The organism is Flagellimonas alginilytica (assembly GCF_042134605.1).
GTDB lineage: Bacteria > Bacteroidota > Bacteroidia > Flavobacteriales > Flavobacteriaceae > Flagellimonas > Flagellimonas alginolytica.
In genome coordinates this window covers 3240653-3255473 of record NZ_CP169638.1, presented here as the reverse complement: position 1 = coordinate 3255473, position 14821 = coordinate 3240653, and the positions used below count along the sequence as shown (strand labels likewise).

15 protein-coding genes and 1 tRNA gene are annotated in these 14821 nt (G+C 39.2%); 10 read left to right on the top strand and 6 right to left on the bottom strand.

The window, feature by feature from the left end:
* Nucleotides 1–133: 133 nt before the first annotated feature.
* Nucleotides 134–406 carry an HU family DNA-binding protein gene (locus ABTP35_RS14560; RefSeq protein WP_014034238.1) on the top strand — a complete coding sequence of 91 codons (273 nt, stop codon included), beginning with the start codon at nucleotides 134–136 and terminating at the stop codon, nucleotides 404–406.
* A gap of 120 nt (nucleotides 407–526) precedes the next feature.
* Complete coding sequence (locus ABTP35_RS14555) at nucleotides 527–1087, top strand: YqgE/AlgH family protein (RefSeq protein WP_224837236.1); 561 nt, start codon at nucleotides 527–529, stop codon at nucleotides 1085–1087.
* Here the strand turns inward: ABTP35_RS14555 and ABTP35_RS14550 are convergent.
* Together ABTP35_RS14550 and ABTP35_RS14545 are read right to left on the bottom strand one after the other, a co-directional pair.
* Complete coding sequence (locus ABTP35_RS14550; protein ID WP_293295362.1) at nucleotides 1084–1932, bottom strand: aminotransferase class IV; 849 nt, start codon at nucleotides 1930–1932, stop codon at nucleotides 1084–1086. The two genes, ABTP35_RS14555 and ABTP35_RS14550, sit on opposite strands and share 4 nt — an antisense overlap.
* 54 nt (nucleotides 1933–1986) lie before the next feature.
* Complete coding sequence (locus ABTP35_RS14545; RefSeq protein ID WP_224837234.1) at nucleotides 1987–2370, bottom strand: START-like domain-containing protein; 384 nt, start codon at nucleotides 2368–2370, stop codon at nucleotides 1987–1989.
* Between the two features lie 137 nt (nucleotides 2371–2507).
* On the opposite strand from ABTP35_RS14545, the gene ABTP35_RS14540 reads away from it, so the two are divergent.
* The 8 genes from ABTP35_RS14540 to ABTP35_RS14505 all read left to right on the top strand — a co-directional run bounded on the left by ABTP35_RS14540 (nucleotide 2508) and on the right by ABTP35_RS14505 (nucleotide 9569).
* Nucleotides 2508–2581: transfer RNA gene (locus ABTP35_RS14540), tRNA-Met, on the top strand.
* Between the two features lie 297 nt (nucleotides 2582–2878).
* Nucleotides 2879–3784 carry an NAD(P)/FAD-dependent oxidoreductase gene (locus ABTP35_RS14535; protein ID WP_293295363.1) on the top strand — a complete coding sequence of 302 codons (906 nt, stop codon included), beginning with the start codon at nucleotides 2879–2881 and terminating at the stop codon, nucleotides 3782–3784.
* Nucleotides 3785–3935: 151 nt separating this feature from the next.
* Entirely contained in the window at nucleotides 3936–4691 is a 756-nt protein-coding gene (locus ABTP35_RS14530; RefSeq protein ID WP_224837228.1) for a DUF6090 family protein, read from the top strand.
* A 228-nt stretch (nucleotides 4692–4919) separates the two neighbouring features.
* A complete protein-coding gene (locus ABTP35_RS14525) occupies nucleotides 4920–5867 on the top strand; it encodes a TerC/Alx family metal homeostasis membrane protein (protein WP_293295364.1) in 948 nt (315 codons plus the stop codon).
* A 312-nt stretch (nucleotides 5868–6179) separates the two neighbouring features.
* Nucleotides 6180–6530 carry a tRNA-binding protein gene (locus tag ABTP35_RS14520; RefSeq protein WP_293295365.1) on the top strand — a complete coding sequence of 117 codons (351 nt, stop codon included), beginning with the start codon at nucleotides 6180–6182 and terminating at the stop codon, nucleotides 6528–6530.
* 101 nt (nucleotides 6531–6631) lie between these two features.
* Entirely contained in the window at nucleotides 6632–6820 is a 189-nt protein-coding gene (locus tag ABTP35_RS14515) for a hypothetical protein (protein ID WP_293295366.1), read from the top strand.
* 179 nt (nucleotides 6821–6999) lie between these two features.
* Entirely contained in the window at nucleotides 7000–8919 is a 1920-nt protein-coding gene (locus ABTP35_RS14510) for a DUF294 nucleotidyltransferase-like domain-containing protein (RefSeq protein WP_293295367.1), read from the top strand.
* Entirely contained in the window at nucleotides 8919–9569 is a 651-nt protein-coding gene (locus ABTP35_RS14505; protein WP_293295368.1) for a 3'-5' exonuclease, read from the top strand. The genes ABTP35_RS14510 and ABTP35_RS14505 overlap by 1 nt, the downstream gene beginning before the upstream one ends.
* Nucleotides 9570–9601: 32 nt before the next feature.
* On the opposite strand, the gene acs is transcribed toward ABTP35_RS14505, so the two are convergent.
* From acs to ABTP35_RS14485, 4 genes are read right to left on the bottom strand one after another with little or no spacing between them, the layout of a single operon-like run.
* Nucleotides 9602–11509, bottom strand: a complete 1908-nt coding sequence (gene acs / locus ABTP35_RS14500; RefSeq protein WP_293295369.1) for an acetate--CoA ligase — start codon at nucleotides 11507–11509, stop codon at nucleotides 9602–9604.
* A gap of 59 nt (nucleotides 11510–11568) precedes the next feature.
* Nucleotides 11569–11937: a response regulator transcription factor gene (locus ABTP35_RS14495; protein WP_252079603.1), complete on the bottom strand. Its 369-nt coding sequence runs from the start codon at nucleotides 11935–11937 to the stop codon at nucleotides 11569–11571.
* Nucleotides 11937–14621 (bottom strand): ATP-binding protein, encoded by a 2685-nt coding sequence (locus ABTP35_RS14490; protein WP_293295370.1) that lies wholly within the window; start codon nucleotides 14619–14621, stop codon nucleotides 11937–11939. The genes ABTP35_RS14495 and ABTP35_RS14490 overlap by 1 nt, the downstream gene beginning before the upstream one ends.
* Nucleotides 14614–14808: a hypothetical protein gene (locus ABTP35_RS14485; RefSeq protein ID WP_224837219.1), complete on the bottom strand. Its 195-nt coding sequence runs from the start codon at nucleotides 14806–14808 to the stop codon at nucleotides 14614–14616. The genes ABTP35_RS14490 and ABTP35_RS14485 overlap by 8 nt, the downstream gene beginning before the upstream one ends.
* Nucleotides 14809–14821: the final 13 nt, after the last annotated feature.

The window sequence follows — 14821 nt, the reverse complement described above, 5'->3', positions numbered from 1 at the left end:
GACTTTATCAACAAACGTTTCAAGTTATCAACAAAAACCCCTATTTCCCTAGGTTTTGCTTGCGTGGGACGCAAATCCATATAAATTTGTTCAGCATTAAAATTATATTAACAACAATTAATTTAATTCCATTATGAACAAAACAGAATTAATCGATGCTATGGCAGCTGATGCTGGCATCACTAAAGCAGCAGCTAAAAAAGCATTGGAGTCTTTCTTGGGAAATGTAGAGGGAACGCTTAAAAAAGGAGACAGAGTTTCCTTGGTAGGTTTTGGTTCTTGGTCAGTTTCTAAAAGAAGCGCTAGAGAGGGTAGAAATCCACAGACTGGAGCTACTATTAAGATTGCCGCTAAGAACGTTGTAAAGTTCAAAGCAGGTGCTGAATTGAGCGGTGCAGTAAACTAATCAATTGTATTTTTAATATACAAAAGCACCCCGATCGGGGTGCTTTTTTAGTTTATATGATTCCCATTTTTTGTAAATGTTAAATATTATGTTAAATTTAAATAAACGAAACACTTGAAAATGGTAACCCAAAAGCCAAAAAAAGGAAATTTGCTCGTTGCTGAACCTTCGCTGACCGGGGATGTTTCTTTTAACCGATCGGTGGTGCTTATAGCGGAACACAATGATGAAGGTTCTGTAGGCTTTATATTGAACAAACCCTTGGATTATACCATCTGTGACCTCGTTTCCGATATTACCATTCCGTTCCAAGTTTTTAATGGAGGCCCCGTAGAACAGGACAATCTCTACTTTATCCATAAAGTACCGGAACTTATTGAAAACAGTGTTGAGATTTCCGATGGTATTTTTTGGGGCGGTAATTTTGAAAAGACCATTAAATTGATCAACAACGGTATTATTACCGAACAGGATATCCGTTTCTTTTTGGGGTATTCCGGTTGGGGAATAAGTCAATTGGATCAAGAGCTGTCCTCCAAATCGTGGGTAGTGCTTCCCAACGAATATGAAAGCAGTATTTTGGAAAAATCCTCCAATGCATTTTGGAAAGAAAAAATGGTCGAATTGGGCGGCGATTATCTTCTATGGTCCAATTCGCCGGAGAACCCTTCGCTGAATTAAACGCCTATCCTGGCTTTTGCATTTAGTTTGCCCACCAAACTTTTGGCAACTGTTCCATTGTACTCCTTTTTCCTGTATTTACTTACTGGCTGAATACCTATAATTGAATTGGTAATGAATAGTTCGTCCACTTTTTGAAGTTCAAATGGAGAAATGGACGCTTCTACAAGATCGAACTCCTCAGAAGCAGCGATCAATTTCATCAAATTTTTTCTGATGATACCGTCCAGGCATCCATCGCTCAAAGGCGGGGTTTTAACCTCGTTGCCCTGAACCAAAAACAGGTTGCCATTAATGGCCTCGACCACTTTTTTATCCGTATTCACCAACAAACAGTTGGCGTATCCATTTTCTTGGGCATAGACCCCTGCAACAACATGTAATAACTTATTGGTGGTCTTTAGGTTGGACAACATGTCCTTGTTCACATAAAAATCCTTGAACAGCTCCACCTCGTAAGTACCATTGTCTATCGTGAAAAATGGAGATTTCATAGAACTCACTTCTATGAGGTAGGATACATTATTTGTACTTGGTGTGTACAGCCCCCCCTCGTTTCTATACACGGATAACCGTATGCGAACTGCGCCATTTTCCAACCCATTTGCTGTAATGGTTTTCTTGATCTGTTCTTCTAAATACTCCAGAGTAAATTCCATTGGAATTTCCATTCTAAGAATACGCATGGAAGCCATCAGTCTAAAATAATGGTCTTCCCAAAAAAAGAGTGTCCCATTTACATAACGAATGGTTTCAAAAAGGGCATCGCCGTACTTAAATCCCCTATTATTGTAGGTAAATATTGCCTCATCATCCGCTAAAATTTCTCCATTAGAATTGACCATAAAAAAGTCCCGATTTTTTTCGGGACCAAATATACGGTTTACTTAAGAATTGTTCTAGGTAGATCCCAGTACTTGCTTAAGGTCGGAAACTTGGTTTTCCCAGAGCATTTTTGCCTCGTCCACTTCATCTTCGTCTGCAAAATCTGTTATAAACAAGGAAACATCCTTGGTGATTTCGTCTACAATAATTCGCATTTCAAAAAAGGAATCGTCATCATTTTCTTCCCAGGCCAACTTTACAAACTCTTCGCTTTTACGTTTTAGCATTTTTGCTCTTTCCTCTGATCCATCCCAGATAAAGGTAAACACCTCTCCTCTGGAATTAACGTTATCTGCGTACCATTCAGATAATCCTGAAGGTGTGGAAATATATTGGTAAAGCAATTGTGGTGAGGCCTGGATAACGAATTCCAGTTCAAATTTAACCTTATCACTCATAGTCGTGTTCTTTAAATCCTTTTCAACATTTGTATAGTTTGGGAAGATATAAAAATAAATGTCAAATAATAAATTAATAATGAATTTTGATTCAGCGAAAATTTAAACATATATTTGCACCCGCTTAGCAAAACCATGGCGAGGTAGCTCAGCTGGTTAGAGCGTCGGATTCATAACCCGGAGGCCGGGGGTTCAAGTCCCCCTCTCGCTACAAAATGAGAAGCCATTTAACTGTATTTTAGTTAGATGGCTTTTTTTATGTCCTTCATCAACATTTCCGTTTTTTTTAATTCAGCATAAAAACTCTGCAACTTTTCTTTATAGGACTCCCAAACAAAGCATACGGAATAGCTATTTGTTACTAGGTTGATCTATATTATTAATGCGACTTTGTTTCATTAATAAATTTTTAGCTAATTTTATCCATTATTGGATTCTCGCAAAAAAATTAGCTGATCCAAATGGTTTTGTACCTCAACAAATAGACAACTATTAGAAATACAACACAATGGACAAAAAAGACTTCGAAGTAATTATAATAGGCGGCAGTTATGCAGGACTTTCAACAGCCATGGCCTTGGGACGTTCTCTAAGAACATCTTTGGTAATTGATGCCGGTAATCCTTGTAACCGACAAACGCCACATTCCCATAATTTTCTTACCCAAGACGGGGCCACACCAAATGAGATTTCAGAAATTGCGCAAGATCAGGTAAAAAAGTACAACAGTGTACATTTTTATAATGGTCTTGTAGTTAGTGGTAAGAGGGTTAAAAATGGATTTGAAGTCACAACGCACAAAGGAGACCGTTTTACTGCTAAAAAAATGGTGTTCGCATCCGGAATTAAGGACCTAATGCCGTCAATAAAAGGATTTTCGGAATGTTGGGGAATTTCCGTTGTACACTGTCCGTATTGCCACGGATACGAAATAAGAAACACAAAAACAGCCATAATCGCCAATGGGGACAGAGCGTTTCATCTTGCTTCTTTAATAAGTAATTTAACCGATCAAATCACTGTTCTTACCAACGGTAAGCACGATTTTGATGAGACTCAAATCAAAAAGTTGGAGCGGCACAATATTAAGATCATAGATAAAAAGGTATTGGAAATTGAACACGTTAACGGACATCTGGAAAAGATCGTTTTTTATGATGGAAGTAAGGAAAGTTTTGAATATGCTTACGCCTCTATTCCTTTTGAACAAAATTCTCACCTGCCAAAAATGTTGGGCTGTAATCTTACAGATCAAGGACATATCGAAGTTAATGCAATGCAAAAGACAACACAAGAAGGCATTTTTGCCTGTGGAGACAATAGTTCCATGATGCGCTCCGTTGCCACGGCGGTGTATGGCGGAAACTTAACCGGAGCAATGATAAACCATGAACTGACACAGGAAAGCTTTTAAAATGGAGGAAGTGTTCAATTAATTCGTTTAGTTCGACCCCCAATTTTGTGTTTACGATTTGAATGAACAATGCTTAGGCGAAAATCAGTAACTTATGTTCCTTTTTGGAAGACGTTTTCAAAGTCTTTCAACCATCAGAACTAATGAACCTATGATCAAGATTTTTAGACGAATTAGAAGGAGATTACTTTCGGAAGGAAAGTTCAAAAACTATCTGGCCTATGCCATTGGAGAAATAACGCTTGTGGTCTTGGGAATATTGATCGCGTTGCAGATAAACAATTGGAACCAAGACAAACAATTGCACAGGTCCGAGCTTAATACCTTAAAAAGTCTTCGCGAATCCATCAAAATAAACCTTAACGAACTGGACCTTATTTTAAAGGCGCAGATACTAAGGAACAAAAGCCTTCAGGAGGTTATTTTTGTCGATCTCTCCGATAGGGACCTAACCTATTTGGATTCGTTGATCACCACTAATGTTGAAAACCACACCTTTGATCCATCAACAGGGATTTATAATTCCATAATCAGCTCTGGTAAAATTGAGATCATCACCAACGATTCGCTAAAAAATAGAATTTCCAAGCTTTATGACCGCGTTGTGGATTACCAAGAAAGTGAAGATGAGATAACCGAGTTTACCAAAGAGCATCTGGAAAAAAATTTCATTGAACATTTAAATATAAATCCAGAAATTCTAGCTAAAATCCGTAAGCGGACCAACGACGAAAAGCTTAAGGACAGAGCACTTTATATCGAAACCTTCAGCTCCCAAAAACTTAAGAACATGTATATTCTATTACTCAACAAGATGAACGAAGTTATTTTAAAAGGCGAGAGTTTGGAGTTGGAGTACCAAAGTTTGATTTCCAGTCTGGAAAAAGAAATTAGAAACAAAGAATAAAACAAATTCTACCTCGGTCATTCATAATTTGAATACTATATCCAATTCCCTAGAATTTAGTTCTGTGTAAAGAATTTAATTCGGAAAGTGGAATCCTAAAATATTGAGGCCCTATAAAATCAGTTATTTAAATCGACATAAACTAGTCATTAAAATAATTGCTACAATGGGATCTCGTTAGTTTTATATTTACAATGCACAATAGCAAAACAAAAACCTGACTAAACCATGGGAAATACCTTGCCTTGGATTGTTTTGATAGCCCATGTAGGCGTACTCTTGTTTATCGATTTCTTTATCCTACACAAAAAGGATAAGGTGACCAACCCCAAACAAGCTGTATTTGAAACCCTCTTTTTTGTTGTAAATGCCTTGGTTTTTAGCGGAATTGTCTATTGGTTTTACAAAAATGGGATGGTGGACAACCCAAGCAACCTCTCTCCTGGCAATAGTGTGATAAAATATCTCACAGGCTACATTATCGAACTATCGTTAAGCGTGGACAACCTGTTCGTTATAGCGATAATTTTTGTTGGGTACAAAATCCCAAAACAGTACCAACATAAATTACTGTTTCTCGGTATAATCGGAGCCATAGTGTTTAGGGCTATTCTTATTGGTGTAGGTCTCATTCTAATTCACAAAATTCACCAAATCACCATTTTTTTTGGTCTGTTCCTCTTGTACACCGCTTTTAACATGCTAAAAAAAGAAGAACAACCTAAGGACTATGAACAAAACAAAGGAATCGCCAAGTTTTTTAATATATCGAACAAATTGGATAATGGCCATTTTAGGACCGAAATAAACGGAAAACGCGTTTTTACTGCAATGTTTGGAGCCCTGATCACTATAGAATTTACCGATATTTTATTTGCTCTTGACAGTATTCCGGCAATCTTTGCCCTCACTACCGACCCGTTTATTGTTTTCAGTTCCAATATATTTGCCATTATGGGACTGCGTTCGCTCTATTTTTTCTTGGCGAACATGTTGGAGAAGTTCAAGTATTTAAAGTATAGTGTTTTTTCCATATTGATCTTTGTTTCCCTTAAGCTCATTACAGCCAGTTGGGTGGAAATACCAGAATGGTTTTCGTTACTGTTCATCGGTATTTCGTTGGCCATAGGAATCTGGATTTCAATTTTAAAGGCCAAAACAGATGAAAGTCAATAAAACATTACGCTTATTGCTCTATATTATTTTTGGATTTAACCAAAAAATGGCATTTGCAACCAACAGTACACCCTGTAAACAAGTTGAATCTGACCATATCAAGTTTAACCCATTCATCCATTTATAAAAATCATTTTGTTTCGACTGACCTCATTCCTTTGGATTTTGTAATCCATAACCATGGGCAATAATGGCTATATTGCCCAGTGTGGCCACCTATTCCTTGTAAATTACAAATAATCCTTAACCATTAGGCAGGGCTGGCTAAAACCTATGCTTATCCCTACCTTTGGTGTTCAATTAATTTATAGAATGGAACAGTCGGAACAAGAAAAATTAAATTGGAGCGAATTCATTAAAGTGGAAATGAGGGTAGGAACCATTATCTCAGCAGAAAAATTTAAAGAAGTAAGAAACCCTGCTTATAAAATGATCGTGGATTTTGGACCCTTTGGCACAAGAAAAACATCGGCCCAAATTACAAAACTATATACACCGGAAGAATTGGTCGGCAAACAAGTGATCGCAGTTCTCAATTTTCCTCCAAAACAAATAGCCACGATAATGAGCGAATGTTTGGTGATGGGCTGCGTCGGCGATGAAAAAGAAGTTACATTGATCCAACCGGAAAGAAAAGTGGCCAATGGAACTCGAATTGGGTAACTGCGTAGCCATAAACCGCCCTTCTCCTTAAAAGTAGAACAATTTTTATTTTCTTGGTATTCTTTTTTCACTAACTTAAAAGTCCAAAAACCAACCAAATAATGAATTATTTTAAAAAACTGGGAACCGCTAATCTATTGATGCTGACTCTATGCGCAATGATCATCTTAGTGGCGGAATACCTTTTTCTTAATGGACACCCCGAACATGGTCTCTTTGTGGGACTGTGGGCCCCTACCCTCTTGGGTGTTATGATTTACCTAAAACTTGTTGACAATGACGGCAAATAATATCGTTTTATGGTTTTCTGTTGTTGTTATTGTGCTCGTGGCCGTATGGGCCATTCTCATGATCAGGGCCTATAATAAGGCCAGTAAAGGGAAATAACGTTGCCATTGGTTGTTTGTGACAACCCAATGCTCATATTTTGATGGACTTTTCTAGGATTTACGTTTACATATAGGCTAGCATGAAGAATACAATATCCGAACGTATTGCCGACTTTTTAAAAAATTACCCGCCTTTCAATGCAATGGAGCCCGAACAATTGGAAAAATTGTCCATTGAGGTGGTCATTATCCATAAAGAGACCAATACCATAGTTTTTTCCCAGAACGAAAATCCCCATGATCATTTTTATGTGGTAAACAAAGGAGCCGTATCGCTGTCCAAAGTAGGATCAAGTCAAATCTTGGATATATGCGACGAAGGCGACGTTTTTGGTTTACGCCCCCTTTTGGCACAGGAAAAATATAAATTGGAAGCAAAAGCTTACGAAGAAACAATTCTTTATGCCATTCCTATCAAGGAATTTAAACCCTTGGCCCTCGAAAATAAACGTATTGGCAATTTTTTGATCGAAAGCTTCGCGTCCAATACCGGAAATCCCTATTCGATAAAACATCGGGGCAAACTTTATGGAATAAATGAAGATGCCGAGCGCTATTCTACCAATAAAATATTGGACCTACAACCTATAAAATACTCCAAGGACCTCATCACCTGTGCGGAAAACGCAAGTATAAAGGAAATTGCAGATATAATGACCAAGCACAATGTGAGCTCTATTTTAGTGGAGAAAGAGCAATTGCCCGTGGGAATAATAACGGACAAGGACCTCAGAAAAAAAGTGGCTACCGGACAATATCCAATAACCGAATCGGCCAGGACCATTATGTCTTCACCAATCATCACCTATCCAAAAGAGCTTACTTTGGCCCAATCTCAAATGGCCATGATGAAAAGTAACATCAGTCATTTGGTTCTCACAGAAGACGGTACAACCGAGACTCCCACTGTCGGGATTCTTTCCAAACACGATATTATGGTCGCTGTCGGAAACAATCCAGCAGTGCTTCTACGTGCCATAAAAAGAGCTGCCACAGCTAAAAGATTACGAAGTATCCGGCACGGCACCATGAACCTTTTGCAAGGATACTTGGAACAAAACATCCCTTTGGGACTGGTGTCGAAAATAATTTCTGAATTAAACGATGCCTCAACCAAGCAGGTTATACAATTGGCTTTAGCAAAAATGGAGCGCGAGCCCCCCGTTAAATTTACTTGGCTCAGTATGGGGAGTCAAGGACGCGGGGAACAATTACTAAATACAGATCAGGACAATGCCATTATTTTTGAAGATGTTGCGAATGAAAAGCTCGAGGAAACCAGAAGTTATTTTCTAAAATTGGGCGAGCGTATTTCCAAAAGTCTGAACACCATTGGTTTTGAATATTGTCCTGCAAACATGATGGCCTCCAACCCATCTTGGTGCCAGAGTTTGAGCGAATGGAAAAAGATAACCGCCCATTGGATCCATAACCCCGGACCGGATGAGATATTACTCTCTTCCATTTTCTTTGATTATAGCGTGGTCTTTGGAGAAAAGTTCCTGGCGGACGAATTGTCCCACAGTATATTTGGCCATGCCAACCGATACCCACAATTTTTTACATATTTGGCCAGTGGGGCTCTTCAGAATCCGTCACCTTCAGGGTTTTTTAGGGATTTTTTGGTGGAACAAGATGGTGAGCACAAAGACTTTTTTGATTTAAAGCTCCGTGCGCTAATGCCGATAATCGATGCAGCAAGGGTACTTATCCTGTCACATTCCATCAAATCCATAAACAATACAGCAGGTAGGTACGAAAAACTTGCCGAACTGGAACCCAATAACAAGGAATTATACTTGGCGTGCTCATACGCTAGTAAAGCCTTGCTCAAATTTAGAACCAGACAGGGCCTGCTCCATAATGATTCCGGCAGATATATTGCACTGGATAAATTGAACAAAGAGGAAAAAATAAAATTAAAGAGAACCTTTAAGACCATCAAGGAAATACAATCTTTGATCGAGGTCAGGTTCCAGGTCAAAAACCTCTTGCGCTAATGTGGTCTTTCTTCAAAAAAAAAGAATTGGAACTTCCCGATTTTTGGTGGGATTACGATGCAAATTTCAATCAAAAGCTACCCACGGATGTCAAAGACAACACGTTTGTTGTATTTGATACGGAAACCACCGGCTTTAATCTTACCAAAGATCGGATGTTGTGCATTGGCGCCTTAAAACTAAAGGACAATAATATTGTGGTAAAAGATAGCCTTGAGCTGTATTTAAAACAAGAGCATTACGATAAGCAGAGCGCCGAGATACATGGCATCCTTAAAAAAACCAAGTACAACTGCATTTCCGAATTGGATGCGCTGAAATTATTTTTAAAATATATTGGAAACCATGTTCTGGTGGGGCACCATGTTATGTTCGATGTACGTATGATGAATGCCGCTCTTAAAAGGAACGGACTCCCTAAATTAAAAAATAAGACACTGGATACCGAATCACTATACTCCAGAACTGTGTTGATTTCTTCCGTAGTGGAAAAAAAGGAACGTTACTCTTTGGACGATTTGGCCAAAAAATTCAGTATTTCCCGAAAAGATAGGCACACCGCGCTGGGCGACGCCTACATAACTGCCATAGCCCTATTAAGGGTTATTGAAAAATTAAAGCCCAATAAACTAAAAGACCTCATGAGATAAGGAGGTCTTTTAGTTTATTTGAATTTCTTGTCTTAAAGACTTTCCTTGATAATGCTCTCCACTACTTCCGGATTCAATAAAGTGGATGTATCTCCAAGGTTTGCCGTGTCTTTGGATGCAATTTTTCTTAGAATACGCCTCATGATCTTACCGCTTCGCGTTTTGGGCAATCCTTCTGTAAATTGAATCTTGTCCAATTTGGCAATTGGTCCAATGTGATCGGTGATCAATTCATTGATTTCCTTTTTTAGGTTATCCCGGTTACGGTCTTCTCCTGTTTCCTTCAAAATAATATAACCGTACAACGCATTTCCTTTTATATCGTGTGGGAATCCAACAATGGCAGATTCTGCAACGGCCGGATGTTCGTTAATGGCATCTTCAATGGGCGCTGTTCCTAGATTGTGCCCGGAAACAATAATCACATCATCTACCCTTCCCGTAATCCTATAATAGCCCACTTCATCTCTTAAAGCTCCATCTCCGGTAAAATATTTGCCTTCGAAGGCAGAAAAATAGGTATCCTTATACCGTTGATGATTGCCCCAAATGGTCCTTGCTATGGATGGCCATGGAAACTTGATGCATAAACGACCATCTACCTGATTCCCTTTGATTTCTTCTCCTGTCTCATCCATTAGCGCTGGTTGAATGCCCGGCAAGGGCAATGTTGCATAGGTTGGTTTTGTAGGAGTGGAAAATGGAATTGGAGAAATTAGTATTCCTCCGGTCTCGGTTTGCCACCAAGTATCTACGATAGGACATTTTTTATCACCTACATGATCATTGTACCAGTGCCAAGCCTCCTCATTGATCGGCTCCCCAACGGTTCCCAAGACTTTTAAACTGGACAAATCGTAATCGGTCACAAAATCCAAATTCTGCTTTGCCAAGGCCCGTATCGCCGTTGGTGCAGTATAAAATTGGGTTACCTTGTGTTTTTGAACCACTTCCCAAAATCTGCCAAAATCGGGATAGGAAGGAACTCCCTCGAACATAACTGTAGTGGCCCCGTTGGCCAGCGGTCCATAAACAATGTAAGAGTGACCTGTGATCCAACCAATATCCGCGGTACACCAATACACATCCTCCTCACGATATTGGAATACATTTTTAAACGAATAGGCGGTGTATACCATATATCCTCCGGTGGTATGCACCATTCCCTTTGGGCGGCCTGTAGAACCTGAGGTGTAAAGAATAAACAGGGGGTCTTCTGCATCCATAATTTCCGGAACACAGTCCAAATAGGCCTTATCGAGCAATGGTTGCACCCATATATCGCGACCTTCCTTCATAGTCACCTCTCCTCCTGTGCGTTTGGTCACTAGAACGGTCTTTACCTCCGGGCAACTCTCCAAGGCTTCATCTACAATTGCTTTTAAGTCGATTATTTTTTTTCCTCGGTACGATCCGTCAGAAGTGAGCACCATCTTAGCGCCACAATCGTTAATCCTAGTAGAGAGTGCAGTAGAAGAAAATCCGGCAAAAACCACCGAATGTATGGCTCCAATTCGAGCGCAGGCCAAAATTGCAATGGCCAAATCGGGAATCATAGGTAAATAAACTACGACCCTATCCCCTTTTTTTACACCTTGATCCTTTAATACATTGGCATATTTACAAACACGTTCATGGAGTTGGTTATACGTAATATGTTCCGCTTCTTCGCTCGGGTCGTTCGGTTCAAATAGAATTGCTGTCTTGTCGCCCCGGATTCTTAAGTGACGGTCGATACAGTTTTCCGTAATGTTAAGTTTGGCTCCTTTGAACCAGCTTATCTCCGGTTTGGAGAAATCCCATTCCAAAACAGTATCCCATTTTTTTCGCCAATGAAAGTGTTCCTCTGCTACTTCCTCCCAGAAACCTTCAGGGTTTCTTACGGATTTTCGGTACACTTGAAAGTACTCTTCCAAATGTTTGATATGATAATTACTCATCTATAAATTTGTTTAGTTTATATGTAATTTTTTTTCTTCTCGCTATTTTAAAAACATGTCTACCTCAATAACCCTTCGATATCGGTGATTACTTTTTTTATGGAAAAGGGCTTGGTCATGTAACCGTCGGCGCCCATTTTTAATCCTTTTTCGATATCTTTCTCCTTACTTTTTGCTGATAGGAATACCACTTTGGTATGGTTGAGGTCCTGATTGTTTCTTACTCGTTTCAGCGTTTCAAACCCGTCCATTTCCGGCATCATTATATCCAGTAAAATAAGGTCCGGTTCCTCTTTGATGGCTATTTCCAATGCCTCTGTACCGTCTCTTGCAATAAACACCTCAAAATCTTTCTTTTTAAAGGCATATTCCAACGACATTACGATATTGGGTTCATCATCTACGATCAGTATTTTCTTCTGCTCCATTATTTTTTGGGTATTGAAAAGATCATTCGAGTACCTGACTTAAAATTCTTATCCACCACAATGGTCCCGTTATGACTTTCCACTATTTTTTTACAAATGGCAAGACCAAGTCCACTGCCCTTTGGTTTTTTTATGTTCTGGTTTTTTGATTGATAAAATTTTTCGAAAATGTAATCTTTGTCCTCATCTGGGATTCCTCTTCCATTGTCCTCAATGGCGATCAACACCTCGTTTTCCAGACCTTCCAACAGAATTTTAATTTTTCCGTTACGGGGTTCTGTAAATTTAAGGGAATTCGACAGCAAATTTGTCAATACCTGTAAAATTCGGTCTTCATCATAAAATGCAAGGATTTTTTCCTTGCTCGAAAATTTGATCTTTGTTTCTTTTTTGGATGCGATCTGTTCCACCCCCTTGATGGCCTTTCCTATAGTTTTGGACATATTGTGTTCCCGAATGTCCAACTCTGTTCGATTACCGGACAATTTTTCCAGATCTAGGATATTGTGTATTAAAGTGCTCAACCTATCCGTATCCCTATTTATATTCTCTAGGAACCTATTTCTTAATTCGGGAGGCATATTCTCGTCCTCCAATACTTCCGATGCAGCTTTTATGGAGGTTATAGGTGTTTTGAGTTCATGTGCAACCGTATCCAAAAACTCATCTTTAAGTTTATCCTGTATGCGCAGTTCTTCATTGGCCGTTTTTAATTGCTGCGTCATTGCGGCCAGTTCAGCAGATTTTTCCCTGAGCAGTTTATTACTGGCCTTTGTCTCTTTACTCTCTTCCAGAATATTGAGCACTTCTACCAAACTTATAGGTGTTTCCTTGGATACCGAGGCCAATAAAATTTTGGCCGAAGCACTTCCAATACTTCCCGTTAGTAGTTTTTCAGAAAAATTGATCAATCTTGCATCTGCCCGTTCCTCTGCTTCTGATATATTATATTTTCTATTGAACAACCGCAAAGCCCTGTTGGTACGCTGCTCCCCCAAAAATCGGCTCAACAATCGCTTTATATCGGCAACGTAGGCTTCTCCTTTCCATATAAACCCCCCTTCTTGAAGGTTGCCATAATTCTCGTGGTTCACAAACATTTCAGCATAGTTCCTCTCCCTATAATTTCCTTTTGTTCTTAGGGAAAGTCCAACAAACACCAGAGTGTTGAGAGACATGCTCCAGAAAAAGGCATTGCTTTCCGGGGTAAAATAATCCAATCCTAACAAATGTGCGGGCCTGAGCCATGCAAAACCAAAAAAGCCTTCTTCAGTAAAATCAAGTTCCGGCATTGTTGCTTTACTGATAACTGGCAGGAACAAGGTGTAAAAAACAACAACCAAACCTATCAATATCCCTGCTTCGACACCACGTGCAGTGCCTCGCCTCCAGGTCAACCCTAGAAAGAACGACGGTGCCAACTGAGCAATGATCAAAAAAGAAATGAGGCCAATGGAGTACAAGGATAATTGGGCCGAAAATTGGATGTAGAAGTAATAAGCTATAATAATCAAAAGGAAAATAGCGACCCTTCTTATATTTTTGATACGCTTGGTATTTTCTTCCGGATTACCTTCCACCAAGGTTTTTATAAACCCATAAGGAATCACAATATTGTTGCTCACCATTGTGGACAACGCCAGGGTCGATACCACGATCATTGAAATTACAGTAGTGAATCCCCCAACAAAAACCATTAAGGCCAATCCGTAATTGTTGTGCTGCAATGGCAATAAAAGTGAATAATAATCGTGGTTTACCGATTGTAACAAATTTAAGTTTCCTGCCCAGGCAATAAAGATCACAAATACATTGAACAACAGCAAATACAAAGGAAACAACCAAATGGCCTTACGCAGGTGACTCTCGTTATCATTTTCCACTACGGATACATGGAACTGTCGGGGCAATAAAAAAATGGCGAAAAAAGAGAGACAAATCGTAAAAAGCCAATTAAACCCATTTTCCAAACCGCCAAAAGAGATCAGTTGATCAAAATTATCTTGTAAACTTGCTTTATGGTAGATATCCGCAGTGCCATCAAAAAGGTAGAATGTGATGTAAATACCGATCACCAAGAAAAAACACAACTTTAAAATGGATTCCAAGGCCACTGTTGCCACAATCCCTTTTCTATGTTCCGAAGTATCTGTTGATAGTGTTCCGTAGAAGGCTACAAAAACCGCTATAAGCAACGCGATGTAAAAAGTAGAGTCATCAAAAAAACCTGTGGATCGGTAACTCCCCTTTGCGGAAATGAGTGAAAAGGTCTCGGATACGGCTTTAAGTTGTAAGGATATGTATGGAATTATAGCGAACAAGCACGTTAAGGTAACCAAAGCTCCCAATTGTCTGTTGTTACCATACCGCATGGAAATAAAATCGGCAATACTGGAAATTTTGTGCTGCTTGGATATACGGATCACCTTTCTCATTAAAACGATCCAAAGTGGTAGGGCAATTACCGGTCCCAAATAAATGGCCAAAAAACTAATCCCGGAGCTCGATGCTATCCCTACACTTCCGTAATAGGTCCAAGCTGTACAATACACGGCCAAGGAAAGGGTATACACATACGGGTTGTTCGTCCATTTGCTTCGTTTGTTCTTTTCGGCAAAATACGCTAGAACAAAAAGCATGGCCAAATACAGTACAATAACCAATCCTACTGCATAATTACTCATAGAACCGTTTTAAAATGATATAGGCCAAAACGATCGCGATTAACCAGCTCAAGAAAATAAAAACATAAAATATGGGGAAACCGAAAAAATGTCCATCGCTGTCAAATAGGGTAACAAAGGGAACATTCCATAAAAAGAACAATACTATGGAAACAAGGATCAATTTCTGCTGATGCCGTTTTTTCATTTTTATTTTCAAG